The sequence below is a fragment of the Pseudomonas sp. M5A4_2d genome, assembly GCF_053345295.1.
In genome coordinates this window covers 1-14,009 of record NZ_JBKEZW010000021.1, presented here as the reverse complement: position 1 = coordinate 14,009, position 14,009 = coordinate 1, and the positions used below count along the sequence as shown (strand labels likewise).

The following is a 14,009-nucleotide window of genomic DNA, read 5'->3' as shown; positions in this document are numbered from 1 at the left end:
ATGAAAATCGTCGCCCTTGAAACCCATATCGTCGCCGTTCCACCGCCGCACATTGGTGGGATGTACTGGCTGTTCGTCAAACTCAAGACCGACTGCGGCATCGAAGGTGTCGGTGAGATCTACGCCGCCACCTTTGGCCCCAAGGCCATGCTGCCGATCATCGAGGATGTGTTTGAGCGCTACCTGCTCAACCACGACCCGCACCATATCGAGCGCTTTTTCCGCCAGGCCTATTCCAGCGGTTTCACCCAACGCCCGGACTTGACCATGATGGGTGTGGTCAGCGGCCTGGAAATGGCCTGCTGGGACATCATCGGCAAGGCGGCCAACAAGCCGGTCTACGAATTGCTCGGCGGCAAGGTCAACGAGCGCCTGCGTTCCTACACCTACCTGTACCCGGTCAACAGCCAAGGCGAGTATGACTACGACGACCCGGACCTGGCGGCCGAGTGCGCCATCGAGAACATGAACAAGGGCTTCACCGCGGTGAAATTCGACCCGGCGGGGCCTTACACCGCGTATTCCGGCCACCAGATTTCCCTGGAGGTGCTGGAACGCTGCGAGACCTTCTGCCGCAAGATCCGCGAGGCGGTAGGCGACAAGTGCGACCTGCTGTTCGGCACCCACGGGCAGATGGTGCCATCGTCGGCGATCCGCCTGGCCAAGCGCCTGGAGAAATACGACCCGCTCTGGTTCGAAGAGCCGGTACCGCCTGGCCAGGAAGAGGCCATGGCCCAAGTGGCGGCCAAGACCAGTATCCCGATCGCCACGGGCGAACGGCTGACCACCAAGTATGAATTCTTCAAGCTGCTACAAGCTGGCGGCGCGTCGATCCTGCAGATGAACGTGGCGCGCTGCGGCGGGCTGCTGGAGGCGAAGAAAATCGCGAGCATGGCCGAGGCCTACTACGCGCAGATCGCGCCCCATCTGTACAACGGGCCGATTGGCGCGGCGGCGAGTTTCCAGCTGGCCACCTGCACGCCGAACTTCCTGATCCAGGAAAGCATCATGACCTGGGGCGGTTTCCATGCCGAAATCCTGACCAAGCCACTGCAATGGGAGGACGGCTACATCATTCCGTCCACTGAGCCGGGCCTGGGGGTGGAGCTGAACATGGACGTGGTGCGCAAGCACACGCCCTATACCGGCGAGCGCCTGCACCTGCAAATGGCTGCCACACCGGCTGACGTCAAAGACACCTCGCCGGCCAAAGGCTGAGCCAGGCACTTCACTACGAATAACGCGGTAATTGTGCATGACATATGACTACATCATCGCCGGCGCCGGCGCCGCAGGGTGCGTACTGGCTAACCGGTTGTCCGCCTCGGGCGAATACTCCGTGTTGCTGCTGGAAGCCGGCGGCAAAGACAGTTCCTGGTGGTTCAAGATCCCGGTCGGTTTCGCCAAGATGTATTACAACCCGACCTTCAACTGGATGTACTACAGCCAGCCGCAAAAGCAGCTGGCAGGCCGTGAAATCTACGCGCCACGGGGCAAAGTGCAGGGGGGCTCGGGCTCGATCAATGCGATGATCTATGTGCGCGGCCAGGCCCATGACTTCAATGACTGGGCCGCCAACGGCAACGATGGCTGGGGCTTTGCAGACGTGCTGCCGTACTTTCGCAAGCTGGAAAACCACCCGTTGGGCGACACCGAGTACCACGGCGGCAGTGGCCCCATCAGCATCACGCCGATGAAGGGCCAGACCCACCCGATCTGTGACGTGTTCCTCAAGGGCTGCGAGCAACTCGGCTACGCCCATAGCGACGACTTCAACGGCCCGAATTTCGAAGGCGCCGGGCTGTATGACGTCAACACCCGCAAGGGCGAGCGCTGCTCCAGCAGCTTTGCCCATTTGCACCCGGCCCTCAGTCGCTCGAACCTGACCGTGGAATTGCATGCGCTGGTTGATCGCGTGCTGTTCGACGACCAGCAACGCGCCACCGGCATTGCCGTCACCCAGCACGGCGTGGTCCGTACCTTCACCGCGCGCAAGGAAGTGATCCTGTGCGCCGGTGCGGTGGACACGCCCAAGATCCTGCAACTGTCGGGTGTGGCTGACCAGAAATTGCTGGGCGAGCACGCTATCCCGCTGGTCAAGCACCTGCCGGCCGTGGGCGATAACCTGCAAGACCACCTGTGCGCCAGCTACTACTACAAGGCCAATATCCCGACGCTGAACGACGAACTCAGCTCGCTGTTCGGCCAGTTGAAACTCGGTCTCAAGTACCTGTTTACGCGCAAAGGCGCGCTGGCCATGAGCGTCAACCAGGCGGGTGGTTTCTTTCGCGGCAACGACGCGCAGAAAGACCCGAACCTGCAGCTGTATTTCAACCCGCTGTCGTACCAGATTCCGAAAAACAACAAGGCCAGCCTCAAGCCTGAGCCTTACTCCGGCTTCCTGCTGTGCTTCAACCCGTGCCGCCCGACCAGCCGCGGCACCATCCGCATCGCCTCGAAAAACCCGCGGGACGCGGCGCTGATCGACCCCAACTACCTGAGCACCCAAAAGGACATCGACGAGGTGATCCAGGGCAGCCGATTGATGCGCAAGATCATGCAGGCACCGGCGCTCAAGGGCATCACCGTGGCCGAAGTATTACCGGGCGCGGCGGTGCAGACCGATGAGCAGATGCTGCAATACTTCCGTGAAAACAGCGGCTCGATCTACCACCTGTGCGGCTCCTGCGCCATGGGCTCGGACCCGCAGGTCTCGGTGGTGGACAAACGCTTGAAGGTACATGGGCTGGACGGGTTGCGGATTGTCGATGCGTCGATCTTTCCGAATGTGACGTCGGGCAATACCCATGCGGCGGTGTTGATGGTGGCAGAGAAGGGCGCGGATTTGATTTTGCAGGATGCTTGATTCACCGCGTCGAGCGCAGGAGTCGGCTGGCCGACTCCTGCGGTTGGTCAGACCGATTGTTGCCACTGCGCCACCAGTTCGGCGTTGATGCTCACACCGCCACACACGATGATCACCACATCTTGCACGTCGGCAATTGCCGGATGGTCCAGGTACGCAACTGCCAAAGACACGCCGCAAGCGGGCTCCACCAACTGACACATATCGTCGGCGTAACGGGCAACGCCCATCATTGCGTCAGCGTCGCTGAGTACCACGCATTCATGGGCAAACGCGCGGATGTGCTCAACCGGCCATGCTGCGACTTGAGACGCCGCCAGTGATTTGACCACGGTGTCGATGCGCGGTAGGCGTACCGGTTTTCCTGCCTCCATCGCCGCCTGGAAGGAGGCGGCACCTGCCGTTTCGCAGGTGATTATCTTGCAGTCATACCGGTTGTGCCGTTCGAGTCCGGTCAGTATCCCCGCGAGTAAACCACCACCGCCGACGGAGCTGACGATGCCGTCCACATTCGGACAGTCTTCAAGAATTTCGTCGACCAGGCTGCTATGGCCTTCCCACAAAAGCGGGTGGTCGAAGGCTGGCACATAAAAAGCGTCTGAATCGCTGGCCAGGCTTAAAGCCAGTTGGTTGGACTGATCCCAGAGTTCGCCATGCACCACGACCTCACCACCAGCCCGGCGGATGCGTGCACGGGTCGCTTCGGAAGTGGTGGTTGGCACTACGATGCAGGCTTGCAGCCCCAAATTGCGCGCAGCGACGGCCGTTGCCAGGCCGGCATTGCCGCCTGATGGGCAGACAACCCTGAATTTACCCAGGCTTGCAGCGTATGCACATAGCGCACTCATGCCGCGTAATTTGTATGAGCCGCTGGGTTGCAGGTTCTCAAGCTTTAACCAGATTCGGCGCTTGGCGGTGGACAAGCCAGGATGCAGGATCAAGGGGGTTCGCATGGGCAGCAACGCCGTTTCCCGATTGATCCGTGCCCACAAGTTGCGAATTAACGGCTGGTGCAGCGTGAAGCGCAAGGCGCCGGCTATGTTAGCGATGGTCAGGCTAGCGCTTCTGCAGTCGTAGGTGACGGTATGGCTGATGGCGGGTGGCATCCCCGGCGCGTCTTTCTGGCCGTACACAATGACCTGATACAACTCCAGGTCCTCTTCCAGAACAAGCATTTCACCGCTATCGCTGTCGTCATACAGCGCTCTGATCCGGCTGAGTGTCAGGTTACGCAGGTCGAGAGTGATTTCGTCTTGGGCCAACTCCAGCTTCTGGTGGCCGCTGAAGAAAAACGTTTCGAGGTGAGTGCCACCCATTTCCTGGCGTGTCACCACCAGGCGTGTCAGATAGGTTCCCGTACCGTCGCTTTGAGTGAATATCTGGCAGAGTCGATTCGCGAGCCAGCCTGGTGCAGGATTTTTCACGCTCCAGCCATAGAGGTTTGGAAAGTAAGAAATATTGAACAGTGCTCCGGTGGACTGTTGTGCAAAGGCGGAGTGGGTGCGCATGTATTCCACGCTTGATCGGCCCACTACCGCGAGCGCGTTAGCAATGGCATGGGTGGCGTAGTCGAGGTTGACGGGTTCGAACTCGGGCAAGGTCAGGGTCTGGCGACGCTCCAGGGTGTCCATCGCCTGTATTAGCGATTCCCGGCCGGAGCCGATAACCAGGACTTTGCCGAAGCTTTTACCCATAAGCGCCGTTTGGCGGTCGGCATCGCCGGCGTGGGCGATAAATCCCTCGTCGAGATAGACCACGATAAAACTCACGTCGAGCCCATGATAATTGGCATCGTCGATGATGTTTTGGTGGCGATCGAGGGTGTATTGCTGCTCGCGATATACCACCTGTTCGACCCTGTCGAAGATTTGCCGCGCGTGATCGACGCGCCCGGCATACAAGAAGTGAAAGCCGAATTCGGATGCCCAGACTTTGAGCGCCAAGCCTGTTGGGAAGCTTTTGCCTGCATTGCCCTTGCGCAACTCCAGGCCGGTCAACGGTGTGGTGGGCGGTATATCGGGCGCCAGATTGGAACTGATCAGATTGTCAGTGATTGCGATAGGGAAGCTTTCGGCAAATAGCAGAGCGGCGACGGTCAAGAATTTCACTCCTGTCAATGAAGGCATAGCCATCCGTGGGACGGCTATCTTCGCAGAACTGAAGGAGCCTGCAACCGCTACCCCGTAAAGGTTTCTATCCTTCAGGTACTCATCTACCAGCCGCGCAACCGCTCCCAGACGTGCACTTCACCGTTATCCAGAATCGCGTGGTAGCGACCAAACTGCGCCCCTGTGGCACACGCATGGTTGGGCAGGATGCGCAGGCGGGTGCCGAGCGGGAACTTCGCGACGACGTCCATGCCGCTGTCTTCGAACCGCGCCACACCATGTTCCTGATTGGCACTGCTCAACAACAAGCCTGCGATGGGCTCACCGTGTTCATCACACACCTGGCCATAGCCGAAATCGCGTTTCTGCGATTGGGTGCCGCGATCCCGGCTCATGGCCATCCAGCCGGCGTCGGTGATGATCCAGCCTTTTTCCGCTTGATGGCCGATCACCGTAGTCAGCACGCTCAAGGCCAGTTCCTCGGTGCGGCACACGCCGATGTTGTGCATCACCAGGTCGAAAAACGCATACACCCCGGCGCGCAGTTCGGTGACGCCGTCCAGGTTCATTGCCGACAATGCGGTCGGAGTGGAACCGACGCTGACCTGCACGCAGGGCAAGCCCGCCGCTCGAATCCGCTCGGCCGCTTCAACACAGCGCGCACGTTCCTGCTCGGCAATGGCCTGCAAGGCCTCGGGCGTATCCAGCCCGTAGCTTTCACCGGCGTGAGTCAGCACGCCGGTGAGTGTGTTGCCGAGCAGGTGCGCGATTTCCAGCAGTAAGGGCTCCTGCGGCTTGACCCCGGAGCGGTGGCCGTCGCAGTCGATCTCGATCATGACGGCAAAGGCTTCACCGTGCTCTCGGCCGAAATCAACAATCGCCCGGGCACCGGCGAGGCTGTCGGTGATCAGCGTCAGCGCACAACCCTGACGACGCAGTGCCAGCGCTTGAGGCAGTTTGTGTGGCGCCATCGCCACTGCATAGAGAATGTCGTGGAGGCCCAGTTCGAAGAAATACTCGGCTTCTTTCAGCGTTGAAACGGTGATGCCGTGAGCACCGGCGGAGATCTGTGCGGCCACCACTTCGGCGCATTTGTGGGTTTTGACGTGGGGGCGCAAGTGCACGCCCAGGCTGTCGGCGCGCTGTTGCATGCGCTGGATATTGCGCTGCATTTTCAGCGTATCAATCAATGCGGCAGGGGTGTCCATGGTTCAAGCTCCACAATGAGGGACAGCGGCCAAATTGACGCCCTGTCCAGGACTGGATATGTTGTCTTGCATGAAAAAGACCTCTCCTGAAGACACCACCCTGATCAGCCAGCTCGAACAGATTGCCGAAGGCTTGAGCAAGACTTTCAGCCCATTCTGCGAGGTGGTGCTGCATGACTTGCGTGACCCGCAGCACGCGATCCTGGCGATCCATAACAACCTCTCCGGGCGTCAGCCGGGTGACCCGGCCACCGAGCTTGGGCTGGCGCGAATTGCCGACCCTGAGTACCCCCAGGTCATCGCCAATTACCAGAACCAGTTCGCCGATGGCCGCCAGGTCAAGAGCACCTCGATTGGTATCAAGGACGCCAGCGGCAAGTACGTCGCCGCCTTGTGCATGAACGTGGATCTTTCGTTGTTCCGGGGCTTGCAGGGCATGCTGGAACAGTTTGGCTCGGTCAGTGGTGACAAGCCCGGCGAGTCCCTCGACCCCTCGGGTGCCGATGTAATTCGCGCACGTATCGACCAGTTCGCCGCACGCCTGGCAACCACGCCGCGTGCACTCAAGGCGGCGGACCGGCGGGTGCTGCTGCAAGAGCTCAAAGACGCCGGCTGCATGGATATTCGTCGGGCCATGGAGACGGTGGCCTCGCACTTGGGCGTGTCACGCGCAGCGGTCTACACCTACGCCAAGTAGCGCGCCACGGCTTCAATCTCCACCAGGTAACCGTGATGCAATTCGGGCACCGGGACCACCGCGCGGGCAGGGCGGTGATCGCCCAGCGCGGCGGCGTAAACGCGGTCGAACGCCGGCCAGTGCCCGACCCCGGCAACGTACACCGTGACCTTCACCAAATCCTGCGGCGAACCGCCGGCGGCGTTCAGGATGGCCAACAGATTATGCAGTGCGATTTGCGCCTGTTCGGCAAACGGCGCCGACAGGTTGTGGCGCCCGTCCGGGCTGACCGGCAATTGCCCGGAGATATACAGCGTGTCGCCGTGGCTGATGGCCTGGGAATAATGCCCGGCCGGTGCTGAGGCCTTCGACGTGTGGATGATCTTCATGGCGCCTCGCTGAGCAGGGCGGCGTAGCGCTGGATGTCCACGTTGCCGCCGGTGACGATGATGCCCACGCGCTGGCCTTTGAACCGCTCGCCCAGTTGGCGTAATGCCGCCAGGCCCAGGCAGCCGGTCGGTTCAACCACCAGTTTCATGCGCTGCATGAAGAAGCGCATGGCGTCTACCAACTGCGCGTCGGATACCGTAAGGATGTCATTCACCAGGTCACGGATGATCGGGAAGGTGTAGTTGCCCAAATGTTGGGTTTGCGCGCCGTCGGCGATGGTCGCCGGGGTGTCGATGTGCACGATGCTGCCGCTGTGGAATGAGCGCTGGCCATCGTTACCGGCTTGGGGTTCGACGCCGAACAGTTGGCAATCCGGTGACAGGGCGCGAGTCGATAACGCGGTGCCGGAGAGCATGCCACCCCCGCCCAGGCCGACGAACAGGGCGTCCAGCGGGCCGCTGAATTCCAGCAACTCTTTGGCGGCGGTGCCTTGGCCGGCGAGGATGTGCGGGTGATCGTAAGGCGGTATCAGCGTCATGCCGTGTTCAACGGCCAGGGTGCGGCCGATTTGTTCGCGGTCCTCGGTGAAACGGTCATACAGCACCACGCTGGCGCCATATTCCCGCGTCGCTGCAACCTTGGCGGCAGGCGCGTCGGTGGGCATCACGATAGTCGCCGGCATGCCCAGCAAACGAGCGGCCAGCGCAATGCCCTGGGCATGGTTGCCGGAAGAAAACGCCACCACGCCCGCCTTGCGCTGCTGCGTGTCAAACTGCGACAGGGCATTGAACGCGCCGCGAAACTTGAACGAGCCGGTGCGTTGCAGGTTTTCACATTTGATGAACACCTGGGCGCCGGTTTCGGCGTCCAGGGTGCGCGAAGTAAAGACCGGCGTCTGATGGGCGAAGCCTTCCAGACGTTGGGCGGCAGCGATGACGTCTTGATAGTCAGGCAATTGCATGAGCGAACCTCGTGTGCATTTATGGATAAAATATCCATATCAAGACAAATAGTAAAGTTCCGTTTATCACGCCCGACATGCTAGCGTTTCGAGCTTCTTTGACCGCTGGAGGCCTCGACGTTGATCCGACTCACCGACTACATCGCCCACGTTTCCCAATCCCCGTTGGCGCCTTGGGCTGACCTGATGCCTTGGGCGTTGGTGGCCCAGGCACCGGCGATTGTTCGCCAGTTACTGGCGCAATTGCCGGCAGACGCTTACGTCATTCAGGATGAAATCGCGATCCATCGTACCGCCACCGTCGAGTCCGGCGCCGTGCTCAAGGCGCCACTGATCATCGGCGCGCATTGTTTTATCGCCAGTGGTTCTCTGCTGCGCGCCGGGTGCTGGGTGGATGCGCAATGCATCATCGGCCCGGGTGCGGAGTTGAAAAGCTCGTTTGTGTTCAGTGGCAGCAAGCTGGCGCATTTCAACTTTGTCGGCGATTCGGTGCTGGGCCATGGGGTCAATCTGGAGGCCGGCAGCATCGTCGCCAACTACCGCAATGAGCGCGAGGATAAGGAAGTGCAGGTGCGGATCAACGGGCAATTGCAGCGCACCGGGTGCGATAAATTCGGCGCGTTGCTCGGCGATCAGTGCCGAATCGGCGCCAATGCGGTGTTGGCGCCGGGGGCGGTGTTGGCACCTGCCAGCGTGGTCGGGCGCGGTCAGGTATTTGACGCAGAGGCTTGCGTATAAACGCAATGTTGAAAAGAACATGGTGTGTCGGCACGATATTAAATAGAATTAATCTCATTTGAGATTAACTCGCGCCGCGCAGGTTGCTCGCCATGACTGATGCTGTTGCCCCGACCCACGCTGCCGAACTCACGTTGTCGAGTTTGTACCGCGACCACCGCAGTTGGCTGGAAAGCTGGTTGCTGCAGCGGCTGGGCAATGCCTGGGATGCAGCGGACCTGAGCCAGGACACCTTTTTGCGCGTGCTCGCCAGTGCACAGCCCATTGCGCAGATGCAGGAACCACGTGCCTATCTGGTGACCGTCGGCAAGCGCCTGCTGGTCAACTTTCATCAGCGGCGCAGCCTTGAGCAGGCGTACTTGAATGCGTTGGCAAACCTGCCGCACGCCTGCGTGCCGTCACCCGAACAACGCTGGCTGATGCTCGAAACCCTGCAAGCACTGGATGAGTTGCTTGACGGTTTACCGGTGCTGGTGCGCCGCGCGTTTCTGTGGAGCCAGCTGGAAGGCCTGGGCTATCGAGAGATTGCCGAACGGCTCGACGTTTGCGAGCGCACGGTGAAGCGCTACATGGCCCAAGCCTACGAACATTGCCTGCTGGTGGACCTGTGAATCGCGATGTCGCGCGCGCCGCCGCCCAATGGCTGGCATTGCTGGAGTCCGGCGCCGCCACCGAGCGTGACCATGCGGCCTTGCAGCAATGGCGCGACAGCCATCCCCAACACGAACAGACTTGGCAAAAAGCCCAATCCCTGCGCCAGCGTTTCAGTGACTTGCCACACGCATTGGCGATGGCCAGCCTCGACCGTCCGCAATTGGCGCGGCGAGCGATCCTCAAGCGTGCCTTGGGTGTGGCGGCGCTGGTGCCCACTGCCTGGTTGATCAGCCGCCAGTTGCCGATCGAGGCGTGGCGTGCCGATCTGCACACCGCCACCGGCGAGCGCAAACGCCTGCCCTTGATCGATGGCAGCAGCCTGCAACTCAATACCGCCACAGCGGTCGATGTCGACCGCGCGCATCGGCGCATCACGCTGGTGGAAGGGGAATTGGCGCTGAGTGTGCCGGGCTCGGCTTTGATCGCAGTGAACACCCGCTACGGCGAGGTTCAGGTCAGACAGGCCGAGGTGTGTGTGCGGCAGTTGTCGACCGGCTGCCGGGTGTCGGTGCTCAAGGGCGCGGTGCAGGTGCGCGATGTGACCGGGCAACTGGCGACTTTGAGCAACGGTCAGCAAGCGTTATTAAAGCCTCAGGGGCTTGGGGAGCGGGTGCCGTTCGATGCGCAGCAACTGGACTGGCGCGATGGCGTCTTGACCGCGCAAAACCAGGCGCTGGGGGATTTTTTGCGCGAACTGGAGCGTTATCGCCCAGGTGTGCTGCGCTGGGACCCGAGCCTGGAAACCCTGCGGGTCACCGGCAGCTTTCGCCTGGATGACACCGACCGCATCCTCAGCCTGCTGGCCCAGACACTGGGGTTTGAGGTGCGGGCGCGGACGCGGTATTGGGTGACACTCAGTCGCACATTGGCCTAAATCACATGGGCCCGCTGCAACTCGGTCAAGGACAGCGCCTTGAGCTGCGCCAGCAGCGGGTCACGCCGGTCCCGCGGGTGAGGCAGGTCCACCGCCAGTGTCTGACGAATGCTGCTTGGCCGGTTGTCCATCACCAGCACCCGGTCACTCAGGTACAGCGCCTCGTCCACATCATGGGTCACCAGCAGCAGGGCAATGGCATGGTGCTCGGCCAGTTGCAGCAGCAAGTCCTGCAGTTTCATGCGGGTGAAGGCATCCACCGCGCTGAAGGGCTCATCGAGCAATAGCACCTGCGGGCGTGAATACAGGCCGCGCGCGATGGCTACCCGTTGCGCCATGCCGCCGGACAAGGCCTTGGGCAGCGCCTGGGCGAAGCCTGCGAGGCCGACTTCTTCGATCAACTGCGTGACCCAGGCCTTGTCATAGTGGCTGTCATCGCTGAAACCGATGTTTTGCTCCACCGTCAGCCAAGGCATCAGCCGGGGCTCCTGGAACACAAAAGCGACCTCGCCTGCGGGGCTGCGCAGCTCACCCTGGAAGTCCTTTTCCAGGCCGGCGACGATGCGCAACAACGTGCTTTTGCCGCATCCGCTGGGGCCCAGCAGGCTCACGGCTTCGCGCGGTTGCAACGCCAGGTGTACATTTTTCAGCACTGTGGTGCTGGCAAAGTTTTTACGCGCGACGTGAATCTCTAATAACGGTTGCATGCTCATTGCTCCGCGCCTTGGCCATTGAAGGTGTCACGCCAGGCCAGACAGCGTTTCTCCAGTGCCGCGAGCACGCCATCGCTGACCTTGCCCAACAGCGCCAGCACGATGATTGCCGCCAGCACGATGTCCGGCCGCGAGGTTTCCCGACCATCACTGAGCAAGTAGCCCAGGCCCTTGGTGGCCGCGATCAGTTCGGCGGCCACCAGAAACATCCAGGCCAGACTCAGGCCGCTGCGCAGCCCGGTAAACAGGCCGGGCAGGGCGGCGGGCAAGAGAATCCGGCGCACCAGGCGTGGCCTGCTGAAACCGTACATTTGCCCGACTTCCACCAGCTTGCGGTCGATATCACGAATCGCCGCGACGCCATTGAGGTACACCGGGAAGAACGCGCCAATCGCGATCAGCACGATCTTCGAGGTTTCATCAATGCCCAGCCACAGCAGCAACAGCGGCACCCAGGCCAGGCTCGGAATCGAGCGCAACCCGGCAAACGTTGGCTCCAGGTAGGCTTCGGCTTCACGGCTCAAACCCACCCAGGCGGCGAAAATCAAGGCCAGGCTTGCGCCAATGGTGAAGCCTGCCAGCACCCGCAACAGGCTGGCGCTGATGTGTTTCCACAACGCGCCCTCGGCCAGGTCGGTGAGCGTCACCGCAATCTCGCTGGGGGCCGGCATCTGGTAGGACGGCAGCCAGCCGATACGCACGACCACTTCCAGCACCAGCAGGATCAGCACCGGCAACAGCAGCCCCTTGAGCCGCCGAGGCCAGGCGCTGCGGTTGATGGCGACCGGCGCGGGAAGGGCCGTTGTTTGGATTCTGCTGGTCATCACGCTCCCCTTACTGCTTTGGCAGCGCCTGGCCGAAAGAGGTGTCGATCAATTGGTCGATCACCTGGTCCACGTTCACGCCACGGCGCACCAATTCCTCGGACACCAGGATCGGCGCAGCGGCCTTGGACGACAGCACATCCTGGGCGCTCAGCAACGGGCTGCCGAGGTCGGTGCGCGACAGTTGCAGCTTGGCCACTTCCAGCGGCAGGCCGGCTTCGTCGGCGAGCAGTTTGGCGAACTCATCCGGGTGTTTCACTGCCCAGTCGCGGGCTTTTTCATAGGCGCCGAGCACCTTGCTGATGGTCTGCGGATGCTCCTTGGCGTACTGCTCGGTGACGCTGACCACGCCGTAGCTGTTGAAGTCCTTGTTGCGGTACAGCAGGCGTGAACCGGCCTGAATTTCACTGGCGGCCATGTGCGGGTCGAGACCGGCCCAGGCGTCTACGTCACCTTTTTCCAGCGCCGTGCGGCCGTCGGGGTGTTGCAGGTGCACCAGCTCGACGTCGTCTTTTTTCAGCCCGGCTTGTTGCAGGCTGCGCAGGGTGAACAGGTACGGGTCGGTGCCTTTGGTGGCGGCGATTTTCTTGCCTTTCAGATCCGTCACGCGGTTGAACGGCGAGTCTTTGCGCACCACCAGCGCGGTCCACTCGGCGCGGCTGTAGACGTACACCGATTTGATCGGGCTGCCATTGGCGCGGCTCAACACCGCCGACAGGCTGGCGGAAGAGGCAAAGTCGACGCCGCCGCTGTTGAGGTATTCCAGCGAGCGGTTGCTGCCTTGGCTCAGTACCCAGCCGACTTTGCTGTTCGGCAGCGCTTGTTCCAGCCAGCCGAAATGCTTGAGCACCAGGCTGACCGGTGAGTAGTAGGCGTAATCCAGGTTGACTTGCGCGGGGTCGGCTTCGGCGGCGAAGGCTTGCGGTTGCACACACAAGATGAGGGCGCAGGCGCCCAGTAAGCGTTGGGTGAAGGGTTTCATGGAACAGCTCCGGACAAGGCGGTGAGAGAAGGCTTTTCTTATATTCAGAAAATTGAAATGACATGTTCCATCATGCTCAATCGGAATATGCAGTCTCTGTGCCATCTGTTGTCGGGGCGTGTTTGCTGGGTTTCAGGTCAATTGTGTTGTGGTGTGAGAGGGCAGTGTGTTGATCCGCTGTTGCCAGGTGAACAGTGCACATATATCGATATCGAATAAATAAAGAGTTATATATTCCTTTTAATGGCTGATTGAATGGCGCATTTTGAGGGCCTGCGCATTCGTGCGGATTGACCCAACAGCCAAAAGGAAAGCCGACATGACCATTAAAGCGATCAACGTGCGCAACCAGTTCAAGGGCGTGATCAAGGAAATTCTGCTGGGGGAAGTGGTGTCCGAAATCGACGTGCAGACCGCGTCCGGCATCGTCACCTCTGTGATCACCACCCGCTCGGTGCGTGACCTGGAATTGAAAGTGGGCAGCGAAGTGATTGCCTTTGTGAAGTCGACCGAAGTGTCCATCGCCAAGCTGTAAACCCCGATCATTTGGGGGAGCTGGCTTGCCTGCGATGCGGACACCTCGGTCCACCAAGTACACCGAGTTGATGCTATCGCAGCGGTTCGGCGGTTCGACAAGCCAGCTCCCACATTTGATTAGGTTCAGCTTCCAAGATCAGGTCGGCTGTCAGGCCGCCTCGGTTTTGCTTTTGATCTAACCACTCAGGTCGGCTACTAGGCCGCCGTGCTCTGCTTTTGATCTTGATCTGTTTTTGATTTTGATCTTAGGCGCCCCGTTAACCACGCTGGCCGAACGCAGGCTTTGGAGCGTGGGTAACCCGGCAGGACGCCGGGTTAGCCGCGATGGGCCAAGGATGGCCCATGGCGGCGGCCCACGGTCCGAAGCCGGAGTGAGGGCACACCGAGCCTAAGCGAGGTGCCGAGTGGTGGGGCAAGAGCCCTTTTGGTTACTTTTGGGGCTCTTTTCCAAAAGTGACCCGCCGTAAGGGCGGAACCC

General features: G+C 60.9%; 14 protein-coding genes. 7 read left to right on the top strand and 7 right to left on the bottom strand.

All coding sequences use genetic code 11. From position 1 onward, the window contains the following. Positions 1-1,218, top strand: a complete 1,218-nt coding sequence (locus tag ACLBW8_RS28145; protein WP_128590874.1) for a mandelate racemase/muconate lactonizing enzyme family protein — start codon at positions 1-3, stop codon at positions 1,216-1,218. 37 nt (positions 1,219-1,255) lie between these two features. Beyond that, positions 1,256-2,866, top strand: coding sequence for a GMC family oxidoreductase (locus ACLBW8_RS28140; protein ID WP_447806875.1), 1,611 nt, complete (start codon positions 1,256-1,258; stop codon positions 2,864-2,866). A 47-nt stretch (positions 2,867-2,913) separates the two neighbouring features. On the opposite strand, the gene ACLBW8_RS28135 is transcribed toward ACLBW8_RS28140, so the two are convergent. Together ACLBW8_RS28135 and ACLBW8_RS28130 are read right to left on the bottom strand one after the other, a co-directional pair. After that, on the bottom strand, positions 2,914-3,828 hold the full coding sequence (locus tag ACLBW8_RS28135) for a pyridoxal-phosphate dependent enzyme (protein WP_447806884.1): 915 nt from the start codon (positions 3,826-3,828) through the stop codon (positions 2,914-2,916). 1,250 nt (positions 3,829-5,078) lie between these two features. Further along, positions 5,079-6,182 (bottom strand): DSD1 family PLP-dependent enzyme, encoded by a 1,104-nt coding sequence (locus ACLBW8_RS28130; RefSeq protein ID WP_447806874.1) that lies wholly within the window; start codon positions 6,180-6,182, stop codon positions 5,079-5,081. A 70-nt stretch (positions 6,183-6,252) separates the two neighbouring features. On the opposite strand from ACLBW8_RS28130, the gene ACLBW8_RS28125 reads away from it, so the two are divergent. Continuing rightward, positions 6,253-6,879: a helix-turn-helix transcriptional regulator gene (locus ACLBW8_RS28125; protein ID WP_064452230.1), complete on the top strand. Its 627-nt coding sequence runs from the start codon at positions 6,253-6,255 to the stop codon at positions 6,877-6,879. Here the strand turns inward: ACLBW8_RS28125 and ACLBW8_RS28120 are convergent. Further along, the gene (locus ACLBW8_RS28120) at positions 6,867-7,247 is read right to left on the bottom strand and encodes a RidA family protein (RefSeq protein WP_053256257.1); all 381 of its coding nucleotides are present in this window, start codon (positions 7,245-7,247) and stop codon (positions 6,867-6,869) included. The two genes, ACLBW8_RS28125 and ACLBW8_RS28120, sit on opposite strands and share 13 nt — an antisense overlap. Beyond that, positions 7,244-8,209, bottom strand: a complete 966-nt coding sequence (locus tag ACLBW8_RS28115) for a threo-3-hydroxy-L-aspartate ammonia-lyase (protein ID WP_447806873.1) — start codon at positions 8,207-8,209, stop codon at positions 7,244-7,246. The genes ACLBW8_RS28120 and ACLBW8_RS28115 overlap by 4 nt, the downstream gene beginning before the upstream one ends. Positions 8,210-8,329: 120 nt before the next feature. Here ACLBW8_RS28115 and ACLBW8_RS28110 point away from each other — a divergent pair, with 120 nt between their 5' ends. The 3 genes from ACLBW8_RS28110 (at position 8,330) to ACLBW8_RS28100 (ending at position 10,475) form a co-directional block, all read left to right on the top strand. Continuing rightward, the gene (locus tag ACLBW8_RS28110) at positions 8,330-8,947 is read left to right on the top strand and encodes an LpxA family transferase (protein WP_447806872.1); all 618 of its coding nucleotides are present in this window, start codon (positions 8,330-8,332) and stop codon (positions 8,945-8,947) included. Between the two features lie 92 nt (positions 8,948-9,039). Next, a complete protein-coding gene (locus ACLBW8_RS28105) occupies positions 9,040-9,558 on the top strand; it encodes a sigma-70 family RNA polymerase sigma factor (RefSeq protein WP_447806871.1) in 519 nt (172 codons plus the stop codon). Next, positions 9,555-10,475: a FecR domain-containing protein gene (locus ACLBW8_RS28100; protein WP_447806870.1), complete on the top strand. Its 921-nt coding sequence runs from the start codon at positions 9,555-9,557 to the stop codon at positions 10,473-10,475. Before ACLBW8_RS28105 ends, ACLBW8_RS28100 begins: the two co-directional genes overlap by 4 nt. On the opposite strand, the gene ACLBW8_RS28095 is transcribed toward ACLBW8_RS28100, so the two are convergent. From ACLBW8_RS28095 to ACLBW8_RS28085, 3 genes are read right to left on the bottom strand one after another with little or no spacing between them, the layout of a single operon-like run. Next, positions 10,472-11,188: an ABC transporter ATP-binding protein gene (locus ACLBW8_RS28095; RefSeq protein ID WP_262667825.1), complete on the bottom strand. Its 717-nt coding sequence runs from the start codon at positions 11,186-11,188 to the stop codon at positions 10,472-10,474. The two genes, ACLBW8_RS28100 and ACLBW8_RS28095, sit on opposite strands and share 4 nt — an antisense overlap. Beyond that, complete coding sequence (locus tag ACLBW8_RS28090; RefSeq protein WP_064452237.1) at positions 11,185-12,012, bottom strand: ABC transporter permease; 828 nt, start codon at positions 12,010-12,012, stop codon at positions 11,185-11,187. The genes ACLBW8_RS28095 and ACLBW8_RS28090 overlap by 4 nt, the downstream gene beginning before the upstream one ends. A gap of 10 nt (positions 12,013-12,022) precedes the next feature. Next, on the bottom strand, positions 12,023-12,994 hold the full coding sequence (locus ACLBW8_RS28085) for an aliphatic sulfonate ABC transporter substrate-binding protein (RefSeq protein WP_447806869.1): 972 nt from the start codon (positions 12,992-12,994) through the stop codon (positions 12,023-12,025). 319 nt (positions 12,995-13,313) lie between these two features. Here ACLBW8_RS28085 and ACLBW8_RS28080 point away from each other — a divergent pair, with 319 nt between their 5' ends. Beyond that, positions 13,314-13,529: a TOBE domain-containing protein gene (locus ACLBW8_RS28080; RefSeq protein WP_003173733.1), complete on the top strand. Its 216-nt coding sequence runs from the start codon at positions 13,314-13,316 to the stop codon at positions 13,527-13,529. Positions 13,530-14,009 lie beyond the last annotated feature (480 nt).

Coding starts and splice junctions, on each gene's coding strand:
- ACLBW8_RS28145 (WP_128590874.1), top strand. CDS start 1: ATGAAAATCGTCGCCCTTGAAACCCATATCGTCGCCGTTCCACCGCCG.
- ACLBW8_RS28140 (WP_447806875.1), top strand. CDS start 1,256: ATGACATATGACTACATCATCGCCGGCGCCGGCGCCGCAGGGTGCGTA.
- ACLBW8_RS28130 (WP_447806874.1), bottom strand. CDS start 6,182: ATGGACACCCCTGCCGCATTGATTGATACGCTGAAAATGCAGCGCAAT.
- ACLBW8_RS28125 (WP_064452230.1), top strand. CDS start 6,253: ATGAAAAAGACCTCTCCTGAAGACACCACCCTGATCAGCCAGCTCGAA.
- ACLBW8_RS28120 (WP_053256257.1), bottom strand. CDS start 7,247: ATGAAGATCATCCACACGTCGAAGGCCTCAGCACCGGCCGGGCATTAT.
- ACLBW8_RS28115 (WP_447806873.1), bottom strand. CDS start 8,209: ATGCAATTGCCTGACTATCAAGACGTCATCGCTGCCGCCCAACGTCTG.
- ACLBW8_RS28105 (WP_447806871.1), top strand. CDS start 9,040: ATGACTGATGCTGTTGCCCCGACCCACGCTGCCGAACTCACGTTGTCG.
- ACLBW8_RS28095 (WP_262667825.1), bottom strand. CDS start 11,188: ATGAGCATGCAACCGTTATTAGAGATTCACGTCGCGCGTAAAAACTTT.
- ACLBW8_RS28090 (WP_064452237.1), bottom strand. CDS start 12,012: ATGACCAGCAGAATCCAAACAACGGCCCTTCCCGCGCCGGTCGCCATC.
- ACLBW8_RS28085 (WP_447806869.1), bottom strand. CDS start 12,994: ATGAAACCCTTCACCCAACGCTTACTGGGCGCCTGCGCCCTCATCTTG.
- ACLBW8_RS28080 (WP_003173733.1), top strand. CDS start 13,314: ATGACCATTAAAGCGATCAACGTGCGCAACCAGTTCAAGGGCGTGATC.